The organism is Microbacterium zouquanmingi (genome assembly GCF_052266675.1).
Taxonomy (GTDB): Bacteria; Actinomycetota; Actinomycetes; order Actinomycetales; family Microbacteriaceae; genus Microbacterium.
The window spans coordinates 406,362-420,598 of record NZ_JBQPRA010000001.1 but is presented as its reverse complement, the minus strand read 5'-3'; the positions used below and the strand labels follow the sequence as shown (position 1 = coordinate 420,598).

The following is a 14,237-nucleotide window of genomic DNA, read 5'->3' as shown; positions in this document are numbered from 1 at the left end:
CAGAAGACCATGGTGAACACCCGCGGCTCGAACCTGACCGACGTCAGCATCACGCTGCGCGAACTGGCGTGGACGATTCATCGGAAGGCTCCAGAGCGCGCCGGTGTCGGTCCGCTTCCGACGACGGAGATCGCCCTGCTCAAGCAAGTGATCGACACCCCTGCATCCACCGTCGGCGAACTCGCCGACGCACTCGGACTTCAGCAGCCCAATGCCAGTGCGGCACTGCGCACCCTTGAACAGCGAGGGTACGTCACTCGTGAGAAGAGTCCACGGGATCGACGCGTATCTCTAATCCAACCCACCGAGTCGGGTCGAGCTGAGCATCGCGCGATCTCCGAAGAGTGGGCACGTCCGATCGACGATGTGCTGCGTGCCCTCACTTCTGAACAGCAGCACGCATTGGAGTCCGCTGTCGACGCCCTGGCCGCGACGCACCTGGCCCTGCGTCGACAGCTGGGTCGTTGAACAGCCTCGAACCGTCGATCCCCTGTCCTGCGGACGTCGGAGAGGGATCACACGCGGGCAGCGACCAGCTCCGCTTCGATCTCGGATGCTGTGCGCTGCAGCGCAGGCAGCAGTTCCGCCCGCACGTCGTCAGCCGCACCGCGGGCAGTGCTCGTCGAGACGTTGAGCGCCGCGGTCACCCCGGCGCGCGTCCGCAGCGGAACGGCGATCGAGCGCAGCCCGTCTTCGAGCTCGCCATCGACCATTGCCCAACCCTGCGCGCGGACGCGTTCGAGCTCTGCGGAAAGCTCCGCCGGATCGACGCGCGTGCGCGGGGTGTAAGCCACCAGTTCGCCTACGGTCTCGGCGGCAGCTGTCTCCGGAAGCGCCGCGAGAAGCACACGCCCCATGCTGGTCGCCGCTGCGGGCAGTCGCGTGCCGATCGTGATGCGCACGCTCATGATGCGACGGGCGGCGGCGCGCGCGACGTAGACGATCTCGTCACCGTCGAGCACAGCGACCGACACCGATTCACCGATTTGATGCGAGAGCTCATCAAGGTGCGGCTGCACGATCTCCGGCAGCGAGAGCGATGAGAGATATCCGTAGCCGAGTTCGAGAATGCGCGGGGTCAACCGGAATCTCGCGTCCGGGGTCGCCCGAACGTAGCCGAGCTGCTCGAGCGTGCGCAGGAACCGGCGTGCGGCGGCGCGCGGGATGTCCGCCCGACGAGCAACCTCCGCGAGCGACAGTTCGGCTGGCTCCCCGTCGAACGTGCGGATGACGGCGAGCCCCCGCGCCAGCGACTGCACGAAGTCGGCAGATGCCGGATCGGCAGCGGGTGCGGCATCCATTTCGGTCACTCGAGAACCCTAACGCCCCTTGCCACCGTGCAGATCCGGAGGACATCTCTCGAATCGGAGGAGGCCTGACCGGAATCCATCCTCCGGATCATGAGATTTCCTCCGTTTCGCGGGAGCGCGCGGCGACGCCGCGCCGTCCCGGATGCCACGGCTCAGCGCTCGAGGACGACGGCGAGGCCCTGGCCGACACCGATGCAGATTGCCACGACCGCGACTCCGCCACCGCGGCGCGCGAGTTCATGTGCGGCATGGCCGATGATGCGTCCGCCGGATGCTCCGAGCGGATGCCCGATCGCCAGCGCCCCGCCATGGATGTTGAGCTTTGCGGGATCCAGGCCGGGCCAGCCCCGCAGGCATGCCAGCGACTGCGATGCGAACGCCTCGTTCAACTCCACGAAGTCGACGTCGGCCCAGGTGCGGCCCGCGCGGGCGAGGGCCTTGTTGGCCGCCTCGATCGGCGCGGTCGGGAACTCATCCGGGTCGACGCCGTGCGCACCACGACCGGTGATGCGCGCCAGCGGCTCGACGTCGAGCACGCCCTCGGCACCCAACAGCACCGCTGAGGCGCCGTCATTGATCGACGAGGAGTTCGCGGCTGTCACGGTGCCGTCCGCGGCGAACAGAGCACGGAGCCCGGCGAGCTTCTCGACCGTCGACCCGTCGCGGATGCCCTCATCGCGGACAAGCTCCGCACCCGGCACCTGCACGATCTCGCCGTCATAGATGCCCTCAGCCCATGCCTTGGCGGCAAGCTCGTGCGAGCGCACCGCGAAAGCATCCTGATCTTCGCGCGAGAGGCCCCAGGTGGCGGCCGTCTTCTCGGCGGCTTCGCCGTTCGAGATCGTCCAGCCCGTCGGCAGCGCCTCGTTGGTCATGCGCCAGCCGATCGCGGTGTTCCACATCGTCTGGTTGCCCGTCGCAGGGTACGGCTTGGCCGACTTCTCGACCACGAACGGCGCCCGGCTCATCGACTCCACGCCGCCCGCGAGAATGATCTCGGCATCCCCGGATTCGATCGCCCGCGCACCCTGGATGACGGCCTCGACGCTGGAGGCGCACAGCCGGTTCACCGTCGTACCGGTCACCGACGTCGGGAATCCGGCAAGCAGAGCACCCATTCGGGCGACGTTGCGATTGTCCTCGCCAGCCTGGTTCGCGTCGCCGAAGATCACATCGTCGATGCGTGCCGCATCGAGCCCGGTGCGCAGGATCGTCGCACGCATCACTGTCGCCGCAAGATCATCGGGACGGATGCCGGCGAGCGCACCACCCGCGCGCCCGAACGGAGTGCGGACAGCGTCGTAGATATAAGTGGTCATTGCAGCTCCAAGCCAGTCAGCTCTGAAAGGGACTTCACCGTATTCTCGCCGAACGCCTCGCGCACTTGGAAGCCGTCGGGCGTCACGTCGAACACGGCGTAATCGGTGTAGACACGGCTGACGCAGCCGACACCGGTCAGCGGATACGTGCACGCCTCGACCAGCTTGGAAGAACCGTCCTTGGCGAGCAGGTCGGTCATCACGTAAACGTCCTTGGCGCCGATCGCCAGATCCATCGCGCCGCCGACCGCCGGAATCGCACCCGGCGCTCCCGTAGACCAGTTCGCCAGGTCGCCGTTCTGCGCGACCTGGAACGCGCCGAGCACGCACACGTCGAGGTGTCCGCCGCGCATCATCGCGAAGGAGTCGGCGTGATGGAAGTACGCAGCTCCCGCGACCGCGGTGACGGCCTGCTTGCCGGCATTGATGAGGTCGGGGTCGATCTGCCCTTCCTCAGGTGCGCTGCCCATCCCGAGCAGCCCGTTCTCGGTGTGCAGGATGATCTCGAGGTCGTCGGGCAGGAAGTTGGCGACCAGGGTCGGGGCGCCGATGCCGAGGTTCACGAAGGAGCCCTCGGGGATGTCAGCCGCGATGCGCGCTGCCAGGTCGTTGCGAGTGATGCGAGTGCTCATGAGGCGACCTTCTCTTCTGAAGTATCCGATGGCGCACCCTCGAGATCGACGCCGCCGACGAACTCGCCACCCTGCAGCCACCGGCGCTCGCCGACGGCGACAACGCGATTGACGAAGATTCCCGGTGTCACGACGACCTCGTGGTCGATCGCGCCGAGGTCGACGATCTCGTCGACCTGCGCGATGGTCGTGGTGGCGGCGGTCGCCATGATCGGACCGAAGTTGCGCGCGGTGCCGCGGTAGACGAGGTTGCCCCAGCGATCGCCCTTGAGCGCGCTGATCAGGGCGAAGTCGGCGGTGATCGGGTACTCGAGCACGTAGCGGCGTCCGTCGATCACGCGCTCCTCTTTGCCTTCGGCCAGCGCGGTGCCGACACCCGTCGGCGTGAAGAAGGCGCCGATGCCGGCTCCGGCGGCACGGATGCGCTCAGCAAGATTGCCCTGCGGAACGAGTTCGAGCTCGATCTTGCCCGAGCGGTACAGGTCATCGAACACCCACGAGTCGCTCTGTCGGGGGAAGGAGCACAGGATCTTGCGCACCAGTCCCTTGGCCAGGAGCGCCGCAAGTCCGACATCGCCGTTGCCGGCGTTGTTGTTGACGATCGTGAGGTCGCGGGCGCCGTGCTCGATGAGCGCGTCGATCAGCTCGACCGGCTGCCCCGCGCGCCCGAACCCGCCGATCATGACGGTCGCGCCGTCGGGGATGTCGGCGACGGCGGATGCCGCATCCGCCACGGTCTTGTCAATCACTGCGCCTCCTTGCGTGTTCGCTGTGCGAACTGACGTTCGCTTGGCGCCCATACTATCGCACCGCGCGCGCAGGGAAGAAGCCTGCGGTTACGCCCGCGCAGCGGCCTCTGCGGCCAGCGGCTGCGCGGTGCGGTCGCTCGAGAACGCACCGCGATAGCGTGCGGCCGGGTGGCGCTCATTGAGCCGTGGCGCGCCGAACAGCTTGTCGCGCAGGGTTCCCGGCGCGTATTCGCTCTGCGCGAGGCCCCGTTCGCGGAGGACAGGAAGCACCTTGTCGGCGAACTCCTCGAAGGAACCGGGGATCACGGCGTTCACGACATTGATCCCATCGACGCCGGCGGCCTGCCAGCGTTCGAGCTCATCCGCGATGTGCTCCGGGGTTCCGACGACCAGGTTGTTGCGCGTCATCCGTGATGCGACATCCGCAACGGTCGGCTCGCGATCGGTGATCGTGCGGCGCAGCAGCTCGGTGAATCCCTTCATCGTGTTGGTGTCGACGTCTTTGAGCTCGGTCTCCGGCGGGTACGTGCGACCCGTCGGGTCGACGATGGCGGCGTGCGCGAGGAAGCCCTCGTCGCTCGACCACGTCTCATACTCCTCGGCCTTCTGCTGCGCCTCGGCCTCCGTGTCGCCGATGACGAACGTCAGGCCCTGGAAGAACTTGATGTCATCGGGCTCACGCCCGTACTCGACGGCCAGCGCCCGCGTCTCGTCGATCTGCCACCTGGCGATCTCGGGGGTGGGCGCGAGAATGAACACCGCCTCCGCGTTCTGCGCGGCGAACCGGCGTCCTGATTCCGATGCTCCGGCCTGGAACAGCAGCGGTGTGCGCTGGGGCGAGGGCGCCGGCAGGTGCGGGCCCTCTACGCGGTAGCGCTCTCCCTCGTGGAAGATCTTGTGCACCTTCGTGACGTCGGCGTACACGCCGCTCCCCTTGTCCTTCAGGATCGCGCCCTCATCCCAGGACCCCTCCCACAGCTTGTAGACGACGTCGACGTACTCCTCGGCCCAGCGGTAGCGCTCGGCGTGGTCGGTCAGCTGGGGCAAGCCGAAGTTGCGCGCCCCGTTGTCTTGCGTGCCGGTGACGATGTTCCAGGCGATCCGGCCGCGCGAGATGTGGTCGAGGGTCGAGACCTGGCGGGCGAAGTTGAACGGGTGGTTCTGGGCCACGTTCGAGGTGAGTGCGAGACCGAGATTCTCGGTCACCACCGCGAGCGCACCGAGCAGAACCGTCGGGTCATTGCTCGGGATCTGCAGCCCGTGCCGGACGTACACCTCGTAATCAGCATCCGCATCGCCGTAGTGACCGGCGACGTCCGCGAAGAACATCGCGTCGAACTTCGCGGCCTCGAGGGTCTTCGCGAGGTCGATCCAGACCTGCACGTCTTCGAAATCGACCTGTGCGGCCTCGGGCCTGCGCCAGTGGCCGTGCTGGATGTGCGAGTTCGTGTTCATCACGAACGCGTTGAACCGGAGGGGACGGGATTCGCTCATGACACGAGGATGCCGCGCGACAGGCCGCACGGCTCCCTCTGTGTCGAAAGATCACGACACGTTACGTCATGCGTCAGCGCCGCTTCCGTGTGCACAACTCCTGAGGAATTCTCAGAAACCGCGAAAACAGGTCACCTGAGCCGGGCAAAGCGGCAATTCTTCAGGAGTTATGCGCGGAAGCTGTGCTGCTCTTTGATCGGCCGGGCCGCGTCTGACGCCAGGAACGCCAGCACCTCAGCAGCCTTCTCGGGCGAGTCGGATGCTGTCGCCACGGCCCCGGCGAACACGGTGTCGATCGCGCAGTCAGAAGGCATGACACCGAGGATGCGCACGCCCGGCTGGCCTACGAGCTCGCTGAGCTGCTGGAATCCCAGGTCGACGACACCCTTCGCAAGAGAGCGAGCGACCGGAACGCCGGGCTGCGCCTGCGCGAGCCGGTCGCCTACCTCATCGGTCAGCCCCCACCCGTCGATCATCTTCACGAGTGCAGTGCCGCTGGGTCCGGTCGAATAGCCGATCCGGTTCGCGGAGCGCAGTGCGTCGCGAAGCTCCGAAGCGTCTGCGAAGGCGGGGCCCTCCGGCCGCGTGGCCGGCTCGGACGAGCCGGAGGGCACAGCCACCGCGGTCTGCGACAGCATGAGAGGCACGACAGGGCCCGGGACGTGTGCGCTGGATGCGAGCTTGGTCAGCGCCCCCGAAGCGAGGAATACCAGATCGAACGCTTCACCGTCGGCAACGCGGGCAGCGGCATCCACTCCCCCGACCGACTCGACCTCGACGGCGGGCAGCCCCGCAGATGCGGCTGCGTCGAGAAGATCGGCGAGCACGTGCCGCGTCGCCATCGAGGAAATGGCCTTCATGCGTCTGCCTCGAAGGTCTCGGCATCCACCTCAGAGGCAGGGCCTGGCGCATAGCGTGGGCCTGCGACCGTAGCCGTGGTGATCAGCTCACCGGCACGCGTGAGCAGCGCAGCGTCCACCGAAAGCGAAAGCGCCCCGAAGTCCTCACGCAGATGCGAAACGCTGGTTGTGCCAGGGATCGGCACGACGTGATCGCCACGTGAAAGCAACCAGGCGAGAGCGAGCTGCGCCGGAGTGCACTCTGCCTCTGCGGCGAGCGCACGCCAGGCCGGCAGCAGCGCTTCATTCGCAGGCCAGTTCTGCGCCGAGAACCGCGGCATCGCCCGCCGGATGTCCTTCTCCGCGAGCTCGGCAGGGTCTCCGACCGAGTCGCTGAGGAATCCGCGTGCCACCGGCGAGAACGCGACCAGTGCAATCCCGTCGGCCGCGGTGGCCGAGAGCATCCCGAGTTCGGGGTTGCGGCTCCAGAGCGAGTACTCGTTCTGCACCGCGGCGATCGGGGCTGCCTGCTGCGCCTTGCGCAGCGTCGCCACCGACACCTCCGAGAGCCCGATCGCGCCGATCTTCCCCTGCTCCACCGCAGACGCGAGCGCACCGACGCTCTCTTCGATGGGCACCTTCTTGTCCCAGCGGTGCAGGTAGTACAGGTCGATGTGGTCGACTCCGAGGCGTGAGAGCGAAGCATCCACCTGCGCCCGCAGGGTGTCGGGCCGCCCGTCGATGACCTTCGTGCCGTCGACCATCGCCATCCCGCCCTTGCTCGCGAGCACGACCTCGTCGCGTCGCCCGCGCAGCGCCTGACCGACGAGCTCCTCGTTGCGACCGGCGCCGTAGAGCGTGGCCGTGTCGAGGTGGCTCACCCCGTCATCGAGCGCCGTGCGCAGCACCGCGAGGCCCTCTTCAGGAGAGGGCGGGATGCCGTAGGCATGGCTGAGATTCATGCAGCCGAGGCCCATGCGAGACTGCAAAACCACGCCGAGACTGCGGCGGCTCGCCGCAGTCTCGGCGTGGTTTTGCGGGTTAGGGGAAGGAATGCTCACGCCAGCTGTTCTTCCAGCTGACCGAGCACGCGGTAGCAGTCGATCACCTGACGCAGCGAGGAGTTGGGCTCGCGGCCCTCGCGAATCGCGGCGATGAACTCGCGGTCCTGCAGCTCGATGCCATTCATGCTGACCGCGACGTCGGAGACATCGATCTGCTCGTCCTTGCCGTTGAACAGATCGTCATAGCGAGCGATGTAGGTCTCGGTGTCGCCGATGTAGCGGAAGAACGTGCCGAACGGCCCGTCGTTGTTGAACGACAACGACAGCGTGCAGATCGCACCGGTCTCGCTCTTGAGCAGGATGCCCATGTCCATGGCGATGCCCAGTTCCGGGTTGATCGGCCCCTGAACGGCGCGCGCCTCGACGATCTTGCCCGCCTGGTAGGCGAACAGATCGACCGTGTGCGCGGCGTGGTGCCACAGCAGGTGGTCAGTCCAGGAACGCGCTTCGCCCTTGGCGTTCGTGTTCGTGCGGCGGAAGAAGTACGTCTGCACGTCCATCTGCTGCACGCTGAATTCGCCGGCGGAGATCCGGTTGTGCACGAGCTGGTGCGAAGGGTTGAACCGGCGGGTGTGCCCCACCATCGCCACGCGGTCGGATGCTTCGGCCGCAGCCAGTGCCGCTTCGGCATCCTCCAGCGAATCCGCCAGCGGAATCTCCACCTGCACGTGCTTGCCGGCGGCGAGCACGGCCTGCGTCTGGCCCGAGTGCAGACCGGTCGGAGTCGCGAGGATGACAGCATCCACATCGTCGCGCTCAAGCACCGCCTCGAGCCCGACGACGGCGTTCGCGACGCCAAACTTTTCGGCGACAGCATCCGCCTTCTCCTGCGAGGTGGCGGCGACGACGGTCACTTCGGCATCTTCGATGAGTGCCAGGCCGTCGAGGTGCTTCATGCCGAAGGCGCCATTGGCGCCCACGACGGCGATGCGGATCTTGTCAGTCATGCGGTCTCCTTTTCGCGAGCGAGATCAGGCGGTGGGGTTGCTGAGGACGAGGTGTCCGACGGCGGTGTTGGATGCTGGCACGTGGTAGAACCGGTGATCCGTCGACGGCGACTCGCCGCCGAACTGATCATCCATCGCACCACGAGCGATCAGCCAGTCAACGAGTTCGATGCCCTCTGAGCCGGCCTCATCGACGTACTCCATGTGCGACCACTCGGTCAGCCCCTTCGGATCAGCAATCAGGTGATCAAGGAACGCGTTGTCCCACTCCTCGTTGATAAGCCCCGCACGCGGCCCCTGCAACTGGTGACTCATGCCCCCGGTGCCCCAGATCTGCACGTTCAGCTCAGGGCCGTCCCACTTGTCCAGCGCACGGCGCAGTGCCTTGCCGAGCTCATAGCAGCGGCGCCCGGACGGCACCGGGTACTGCACCACATTGACAGCGAGGGGGATGACCTTCACCGGCCACTCATCTTCCGTGCCATGCTCACCGAACACCAGCGACAACGGCACCGTCAAACCATGATCGACGACCATCTCATTGACGAGAGTGAGATCGAAATCATCCTGGATGATCGACTGCGCAAGATGGGCGGCAAGCTCCGGGTAACCCTCGATGCCAGGAACCGGACGAGGACCATAGCCCTCATCAGCGACGGCATACGCCGCTCCCGTACCCAGCACGAACGTCGGAATGATCGACGCATCAAACGCGGTCGCATGGTCGTTATAAATCAGAATCACGACGTCAGGCTTGGACTCCTGCTGCCAACTGCGCGTCCACTGGTAACCATCGAAGACCTTCTTCCAATACGGCTCCTCCGTCTTACCGAGATCCATCGCCGCACCAATCGCCGGCACATGCGAGGTGAACACCGCAGAGGTGTACCTCGCCGGCGCGTTCGGACGGAACGTGTCAGCCTTCTCACCCGGCGCGGGAGGAGTCCAACCATCCAGATCCTTGAGACGATTGCCCTCCGGACGGCGTCCACCACCGACCATCATGTCGCGGTACGCAGCCTCACTCATACCCGTCATAGAGCCAGCCATCTGCTGGAAGCTCAGCCCATGCGTTGCACCGATCTTGCTCAGGAAGTAGATGTTGCCACCCTCAGCGATCATGGAGTTGAGGTCCATGTCCAACACGGCCTGACGCTGCACCGGATTGAGCGGCCACTCATCGAGGTACGCGGGCTGGTCAGCGAGGAAGCGCACCCGGTTCTCGGGCTTCATCAGCGACATCGCGAACTGGTTCAGATGGAAGCCCTTGCGCGCCTGCTCGGCGTCGTAGATCGTGGTGCCCGGAATGTCCTTGTACGGCTTGTCGAGTGCCATGTCGTTCTCCTTCAGTCTTTCCAGTACAGGCGGCCGGGGTTGTCGACCAGCAGCTTCTGCTGCAGTTCGACGGTCGGCGCGATCTGCGGAATGTAGTCGACCAGCAGCCCGTCGTCGGGCATGTGGTTCTTGAGGTTGGGGTGGGGCCAGTCGGTGCCCCACAGCACGCGGTCGGGGAACTCCTCGACCACGCGGCGGGCGAACGGCACGACGTCGGTGTACGCGTGCTGCTCGCCATCGAGTGCGCGGGGACCTGTGACGCTGAGCCGCTCTGGGCACGAGACTTTGGTCCACACGTTGGGGTTCTCACGCATGAAGCGCAGGAAGAGTGCGAATTCCTCGCCGTCGACGTCCTTCGTGACGTCAGGTCGGCCCATGTGGTCGACAACGACATCGGTGGGGATGCGAGAGAAGAAGTCGTACAGCTCGGGAAGATCCTCGGCCTCGAAGTAGATGACCACGTGCCATCCGAGCGGGGCGATCTTCGCGACGATCTCGTCGAGCGAGTCGGTCGGGATGCGGTCGACGAGGCGCTTGACGAAGTTGAAGCGCACGCCGCGCACGCCCGCCTCGTGCAGCTGTGCGAGCTGCTCATCGGTCACATCGCGGCGCACCGTGGCGACACCGCGTGCGCGGCCTTCGCTGCGGGTGAGCGCATCGACGAGTGCCGAGTTGTCGGCACCGTGGCAGGTGGCCTGCACGATGACGTTGCGGTCGAAGCCGAGCTGGTCGCGCAGGGCGAAGAGCTGGTCTGCCGAAGCGTCGCACGGCGTGTACTTGCGCTCCGGCGCGTACGGGAACTCCGCACCGGGGCCGAAGACGTGGCAGTGCGCGTCGACAGCGCCCGCAGGCAGCTGGAATGTCGGCTTCGTGGGGCCGTCGTACCAGTCCAGCCACCCCTCGGTCTTGGTGAAGTCGCCCGTGGTGTCGCCGTGCGCCATCTCAGTTCTCCAGGTACTCGAGGCCGGCGGCTGCCAGCGGCTCGCGCATGCCGTAGAGGTCGAGGCCGAGCACGCCGTCGCGGAACTGCTGCCGCTTGGATGCCTCGTTGTCCTCGCGCTTCTGGCTGGCATCAGCCACTACACCTGCGAGCTCGCGTGGAACCACCACGACGCCGTCGACGTCAGCGACGACGACATCGCCTGGGTTCACGAGCGCGTTCGCTGCGACGACCGGCACGTTCACCGAACCGAGAGTGGCCTTGACCGTGCCCTTGGAGTTGATGGCGCGGGAGAAGACCGGGAAGCCCATCTTCTCGAGGTCCTCGACATCGCGGACGCCGCCGTCGATCACGAGACCCTTGCAGCCGCGAGCGGTGAGGGAGGTGGCCAGCAGGTCTCCGAAGAAGCCGTCTTCGCTCTCGGTGGTGCAGCCGGCGACGATCACGTCACCCTCCTGCACCTGCTCGGCGGCGACGTGGAACATCCAGTTGTCACCGGGCTGAAGCAGCACCGTGACGGCGGGGCCGCACATCGCCGCTCCCTTGTAGACGGGACGGATGTAGGGGCGCATGAGGCCGACGCGGCCCATGGCCTCGTGGATGGTCGCAACGCCGAACTTCGACAGACGCGCGACGTCGTCGGGGTCGGGGCGCTGGATGCTGGTGTGGACGATTCCGAGGTTGTTCAGTCGCATGGTGTGGCCTTTCAGAGTCCGCGGGCCTTGAGGGCACGGTCGAGGCGGGGGTAGACGTCGCGAGCGTTGCCCTCGAAGACCGCCTGACGCTGCGAGTCGCTGAGGTTCGTGGTCGCGTCGACGTACTTCTTGGTGTCGTCGAAGTAGTGACCGGTGCGCGGGTCGATGTCGCGGACGGCGCCGATCATCTCGCTCGCGAACAGGATGTTCTTTGTGGGGATGACGTCGGTCAGCAGGTCGATGCCGGGCTGGTGGTAGACACAGGTGTCGACGTAGACGTTGTCGAGCAGGTACTCCTCGAGCTCTGGCTTACCCAGTGCCATCGCGAGCCCCCGGAAGCGGCCCCAGTGGTAAGGGATCGCGCCGCCACCGTGGGGGATGATCAGCTTCAGATCGGGGAAGTCCTTGAAGAGGGTGTCGCCGCCGCGGATCAGCTGCATGAAGGCGGTGGTGTCGGCGCCCAGGTAGTGGTCGCCGGTGGTGTGCATTACCTGCGGCATACACGTGGAGCTCACATGGATCATGGCCGGCAGCTCGTACTCGACGAGCTTCTCGTAGATCGGGTACCAGGAGCGGTCAGTGATCGCAGGGGACGTCCAGCGGCCTGCCGACGGGTCGGGGTTGATGTTGACGGTGACCGCCCCGAGCTCCTCGACGGCGCGCGTGATCTCGGCGACGGTGGTCTTCGGGTCTTCGCCGGGCGACTGCGGGAGCATGGCGCCCATCATGAACCGGTCGGGGAACAGCGAGCTGACGCGTGCGACGAGATCGTTGCACATGCGTGCCCACGTCTCGCTGACCTCGAGATCGCCGATGTGGTGCGCCATGAACGACGCGCGAGGGCTGAAGACGGTGAGGTCGCTGCCACGTTCGTTCATCAGACGGAGCTGGTTCTTCTCGATGCTCTCGCGGATGTCGTCGTCGCTGACCGTGAGCGCGGCGGGGTCAGGAGCGTCGCCCTCGCTCTTGGTGAAGGCGATCTGCTGGTCGCGCCAGGCGCCGACCTGTGCCGGAGCTGTCGTGTAGTGGCCGTGGATGTCGATGATCAACGCGTGTCGTCCTTGTCACTTGTCACTCGGGTGCTGTTGATCACGACTCTAGGTCGCCGTTTCTATACAGTCCAATAGATGTTTTGAGCCCGAACCATAGATACGCTCTATACATGGCCATGGCAGATCTCAACCAGTTGCGCACCTTCGTCGTGCTCTACGAGTTGCGCAGCGTCACGGCCGCCGCCGAGCGCCTGCACGTGACGCAGCCGACGGTCAGCTACACGCTGCGGCGCCTGCGCGAGAAGTTCGGCGATGAGCTATTCCGTCGCGAGGGACACGACATGGTTCCGACCGCGAAAGCGACGGCGCTCTTCGCGCCGCTGCACGAGGCACTGGCGCAGATCGATCAGGCAGTGAGTGATCCGGATGCTTTCGAACCGGCCGGCTTCAGCGGTGAACTGGCGCTCGGTCTCACCTCGATCGGCGAGCAGACCTTCCTGCCTCCGATCATGGAGGCGCTCGCCCGCGAAGCATCCGGCCCGCATCTGCAGGTGGAGCGTCTGGATGCCGACCAGGTCGAAGACGGACTGATCCGCGGGGCGATCGATCTGGCGATGACGGTGTCGATGATCGGCAGCCCCAGGCTGTGGCGCACGCATGTGCGTGCCGTGGAGTACGTGGCACTGACGTCGGTTGCGCATCCGCTGCCCGACCCCGGGCCGGACATGTTCGTCGGCCGCCACTTCGTGCGTGTCTCGACACGCGGCGGCCACGTGTTCCCGCTTCAGGCGCTGACCGAGCACGGACTGATGCCGCAGGTATCGCTCACCGTCGAGGAGTATGCCACCGTGCCCGCTGTGCTGCAGGCCACCGACCTTGTCGTGCTGCTGCCGCGGCACGTCGCCGAGGTGTTCAGCGGATGGTTCCAGGGACTGCGGATCACCGATCTTCCGTGGCCCGCGCAGTCGACGCCCGTCTCGCTGTACACCCGGCGCGAGGCGAGCCTGTCACCGGCACAGAAGTGGTTCCGCAGCGTGGTGCTCGACGCCGTTGCCGCCGGCGAGTACCGGCGCAGGCCCGCGTGACGGACTCTTCTCAGGAACGCCGCCCGGCGACGGCGTCCGCCACCTCGATGAGATCCTGCGTCCACTTCTCGCCGAGTTCGCGGGTGAATCGGGCGATCGGCAGCGCAATACTGAAGGCCACGCGCTGACCTCCGAATTCCCCGACCGAGATCGATAGCGCGGCGACGCCCGGCTCGCTCTCTTCGAAGTTCCATGCGATCCGCGATCGGCGCACATCATCGAGCTGCTCGCGCAGTGATTCCAGATCCACGCCGATGTGCTGACCCCGAGGGCCCGTGAGCGCCATCTTGTAACGCGCGTCGACCTCTTCGTCGGTCAGATCCGCCAGCAGAACCTTTCCGCCCGACGTGACGTGCGCTGGGAGCCACACTCCTACGCGCAGGCCGAAGCGCAGAATGTGCGTGCGCGCCTCGATACCGTCCAAGTGCAGAATGCGCGTGCCGACGAGCGCGGCGACATGCACCGTCTCTCCCGTGCGCTCGAAGAGGTCTTCCAGCGCCGGACGCAGTCGATCGGTCAGCTGCGGAATCCGTGTCGAAAGGCCGGGGTTATGCAGAGCGGGCCCGACCGAGTACCGACGATCGCGCCCCTGCGCGGCAAAGCCATCCTGCACGAGCGTCGCGAGCAGACGCTGCGCAGTCGAGGCATTGACGTCGAGCGCCGCTGCCGCTTCGGTCACCCCCAGATTTCCTTCTTCGATCAGGAGTTTCAGCAGGACAAGCGCCCGGTGGACGGACTCGACTCGCGGAGCATCTTTGCGTATCACGCAATTTACCTTACTCGTTATTGCCTACTGCGCAATCTGTGCCTTACCATCGCTACAACCGGAAAAACTC

General features: G+C 66.0%; 15 protein-coding genes. 2 read left to right on the top strand and 13 right to left on the bottom strand.

The window, feature by feature from the left end; all coding sequences use genetic code 11:
* Positions 1-9: 9 nt before the first annotated feature.
* A complete protein-coding gene (locus tag ACTU6V_RS02080; RefSeq protein WP_443474776.1) occupies positions 10-468 on the top strand; it encodes a MarR family winged helix-turn-helix transcriptional regulator in 459 nt (152 codons plus the stop codon).
* A 47-nt stretch (positions 469-515) separates the two neighbouring features.
* Here ACTU6V_RS02080 and ACTU6V_RS02075 read toward each other — a convergent pair whose 3' ends face one another.
* From ACTU6V_RS02075 to ACTU6V_RS02020, 12 genes are all read right to left on the bottom strand, one after another.
* Entirely contained in the window at positions 516-1,301 is a 786-nt protein-coding gene (locus tag ACTU6V_RS02075; protein WP_443474994.1) for an IclR family transcriptional regulator domain-containing protein, read from the bottom strand.
* Between the two features lie 161 nt (positions 1,302-1,462).
* The gene (locus ACTU6V_RS02070; RefSeq protein ID WP_443474775.1) at positions 1,463-2,629 is read right to left on the bottom strand and encodes a thiolase family protein; all 1,167 of its coding nucleotides are present in this window, start codon (positions 2,627-2,629) and stop codon (positions 1,463-1,465) included.
* On the bottom strand, positions 2,626-3,261 hold the full coding sequence (locus ACTU6V_RS02065; protein ID WP_443474774.1) for a 3-oxoacid CoA-transferase subunit B: 636 nt from the start codon (positions 3,259-3,261) through the stop codon (positions 2,626-2,628). The genes ACTU6V_RS02070 and ACTU6V_RS02065 overlap by 4 nt, the downstream gene beginning before the upstream one ends.
* Positions 3,258-4,010: a 3-oxoacid CoA-transferase subunit A gene (locus ACTU6V_RS02060; protein WP_443469905.1), complete on the bottom strand. Its 753-nt coding sequence runs from the start codon at positions 4,008-4,010 to the stop codon at positions 3,258-3,260. The genes ACTU6V_RS02065 and ACTU6V_RS02060 overlap by 4 nt, the downstream gene beginning before the upstream one ends.
* A gap of 87 nt (positions 4,011-4,097) precedes the next feature.
* Complete coding sequence (locus tag ACTU6V_RS02055) at positions 4,098-5,504, bottom strand: LLM class flavin-dependent oxidoreductase (RefSeq protein ID WP_443469904.1); 1,407 nt, start codon at positions 5,502-5,504, stop codon at positions 4,098-4,100.
* A 167-nt stretch (positions 5,505-5,671) separates the two neighbouring features.
* The gene (locus tag ACTU6V_RS02050; RefSeq protein WP_443469903.1) at positions 5,672-6,364 is read right to left on the bottom strand and encodes a substrate-binding domain-containing protein; all 693 of its coding nucleotides are present in this window, start codon (positions 6,362-6,364) and stop codon (positions 5,672-5,674) included.
* Positions 6,361-7,320, bottom strand: coding sequence for an aldo/keto reductase (locus tag ACTU6V_RS02045; RefSeq protein WP_443469929.1), 960 nt, complete (start codon positions 7,318-7,320; stop codon positions 6,361-6,363). The genes ACTU6V_RS02050 and ACTU6V_RS02045 overlap by 4 nt, the downstream gene beginning before the upstream one ends.
* Before the next feature lie 80 nt (positions 7,321-7,400).
* Positions 7,401-8,354 (bottom strand): Gfo/Idh/MocA family oxidoreductase, encoded by a 954-nt coding sequence (locus ACTU6V_RS02040; RefSeq protein WP_443474773.1) that lies wholly within the window; start codon positions 8,352-8,354, stop codon positions 7,401-7,403.
* A gap of 24 nt (positions 8,355-8,378) precedes the next feature.
* Positions 8,379-9,689 (bottom strand): protocatechuate 4,5-dioxygenase subunit alpha/beta, encoded by a 1,311-nt coding sequence (locus tag ACTU6V_RS02035; protein WP_443474772.1) that lies wholly within the window; start codon positions 9,687-9,689, stop codon positions 8,379-8,381.
* A gap of 11 nt (positions 9,690-9,700) precedes the next feature.
* Positions 9,701-10,630 (bottom strand): amidohydrolase family protein, encoded by a 930-nt coding sequence (locus ACTU6V_RS02030; protein ID WP_443469900.1) that lies wholly within the window; start codon positions 10,628-10,630, stop codon positions 9,701-9,703.
* 1 nt (position 10,631) lies between these two features.
* On the bottom strand, positions 10,632-11,324 hold the full coding sequence (gene ligK, locus ACTU6V_RS02025; RefSeq protein WP_443469899.1) for a 4-carboxy-4-hydroxy-2-oxoadipate aldolase/oxaloacetate decarboxylase: 693 nt from the start codon (positions 11,322-11,324) through the stop codon (positions 10,632-10,634).
* An 11-nt stretch (positions 11,325-11,335) separates the two neighbouring features.
* Positions 11,336-12,373, bottom strand: a complete 1,038-nt coding sequence (locus ACTU6V_RS02020; protein WP_443474771.1) for an amidohydrolase family protein — start codon at positions 12,371-12,373, stop codon at positions 11,336-11,338.
* 113 nt (positions 12,374-12,486) lie between these two features.
* Here ACTU6V_RS02020 and ACTU6V_RS02015 point away from each other — a divergent pair, with 113 nt between their 5' ends.
* Positions 12,487-13,401: a LysR family transcriptional regulator gene (locus ACTU6V_RS02015; RefSeq protein WP_417509372.1), complete on the top strand. Its 915-nt coding sequence runs from the start codon at positions 12,487-12,489 to the stop codon at positions 13,399-13,401.
* 10 nt (positions 13,402-13,411) lie between these two features.
* On the opposite strand, the gene ACTU6V_RS02010 is transcribed toward ACTU6V_RS02015, so the two are convergent.
* The gene (locus ACTU6V_RS02010) at positions 13,412-14,167 is read right to left on the bottom strand and encodes an IclR family transcriptional regulator (protein ID WP_443474770.1); all 756 of its coding nucleotides are present in this window, start codon (positions 14,165-14,167) and stop codon (positions 13,412-13,414) included.
* Positions 14,168-14,237: the final 70 nt, after the last annotated feature.

Excerpts from the sequence above, each read along its gene's own strand:
- ACTU6V_RS02080 (WP_443474776.1), top strand. The coding sequence starts at position 10 with ATGGTGAACACCCGCGGCTCGAACCTGACCGACGTCAGCATCACGCTG.
- ACTU6V_RS02075 (WP_443474994.1), bottom strand. The coding sequence starts at position 1,301 with ATGGATGCCGCACCCGCTGCCGATCCGGCATCTGCCGACTTCGTGCAG.
- ACTU6V_RS02070 (WP_443474775.1), bottom strand. The coding sequence starts at position 2,629 with ATGACCACTTATATCTACGACGCTGTCCGCACTCCGTTCGGGCGCGCG.
- ACTU6V_RS02065 (WP_443474774.1), bottom strand. The coding sequence starts at position 3,261 with ATGAGCACTCGCATCACTCGCAACGACCTGGCAGCGCGCATCGCGGCT.
- ACTU6V_RS02055 (WP_443469904.1), bottom strand. The coding sequence starts at position 5,504 with ATGAGCGAATCCCGTCCCCTCCGGTTCAACGCGTTCGTGATGAACACG.
- ACTU6V_RS02050 (WP_443469903.1), bottom strand. The coding sequence starts at position 6,364 with ATGAAGGCCATTTCCTCGATGGCGACGCGGCACGTGCTCGCCGATCTT.
- ACTU6V_RS02045 (WP_443469929.1), bottom strand. The coding sequence starts at position 7,320 with ATGGGCCTCGGCTGCATGAATCTCAGCCATGCCTACGGCATCCCGCCC.
- ACTU6V_RS02040 (WP_443474773.1), bottom strand. The coding sequence starts at position 8,354 with ATGACTGACAAGATCCGCATCGCCGTCGTGGGCGCCAATGGCGCCTTC.
- ACTU6V_RS02035 (WP_443474772.1), bottom strand. The coding sequence starts at position 9,689 with ATGGCACTCGACAAGCCGTACAAGGACATTCCGGGCACCACGATCTAC.
- ACTU6V_RS02030 (WP_443469900.1), bottom strand. The coding sequence starts at position 10,630 with ATGGCGCACGGCGACACCACGGGCGACTTCACCAAGACCGAGGGGTGG.
- ligK (WP_443469899.1), bottom strand. The coding sequence starts at position 11,324 with ATGCGACTGAACAACCTCGGAATCGTCCACACCAGCATCCAGCGCCCC.
- ACTU6V_RS02015 (WP_417509372.1), top strand. The coding sequence starts at position 12,487 with ATGGCCATGGCAGATCTCAACCAGTTGCGCACCTTCGTCGTGCTCTAC.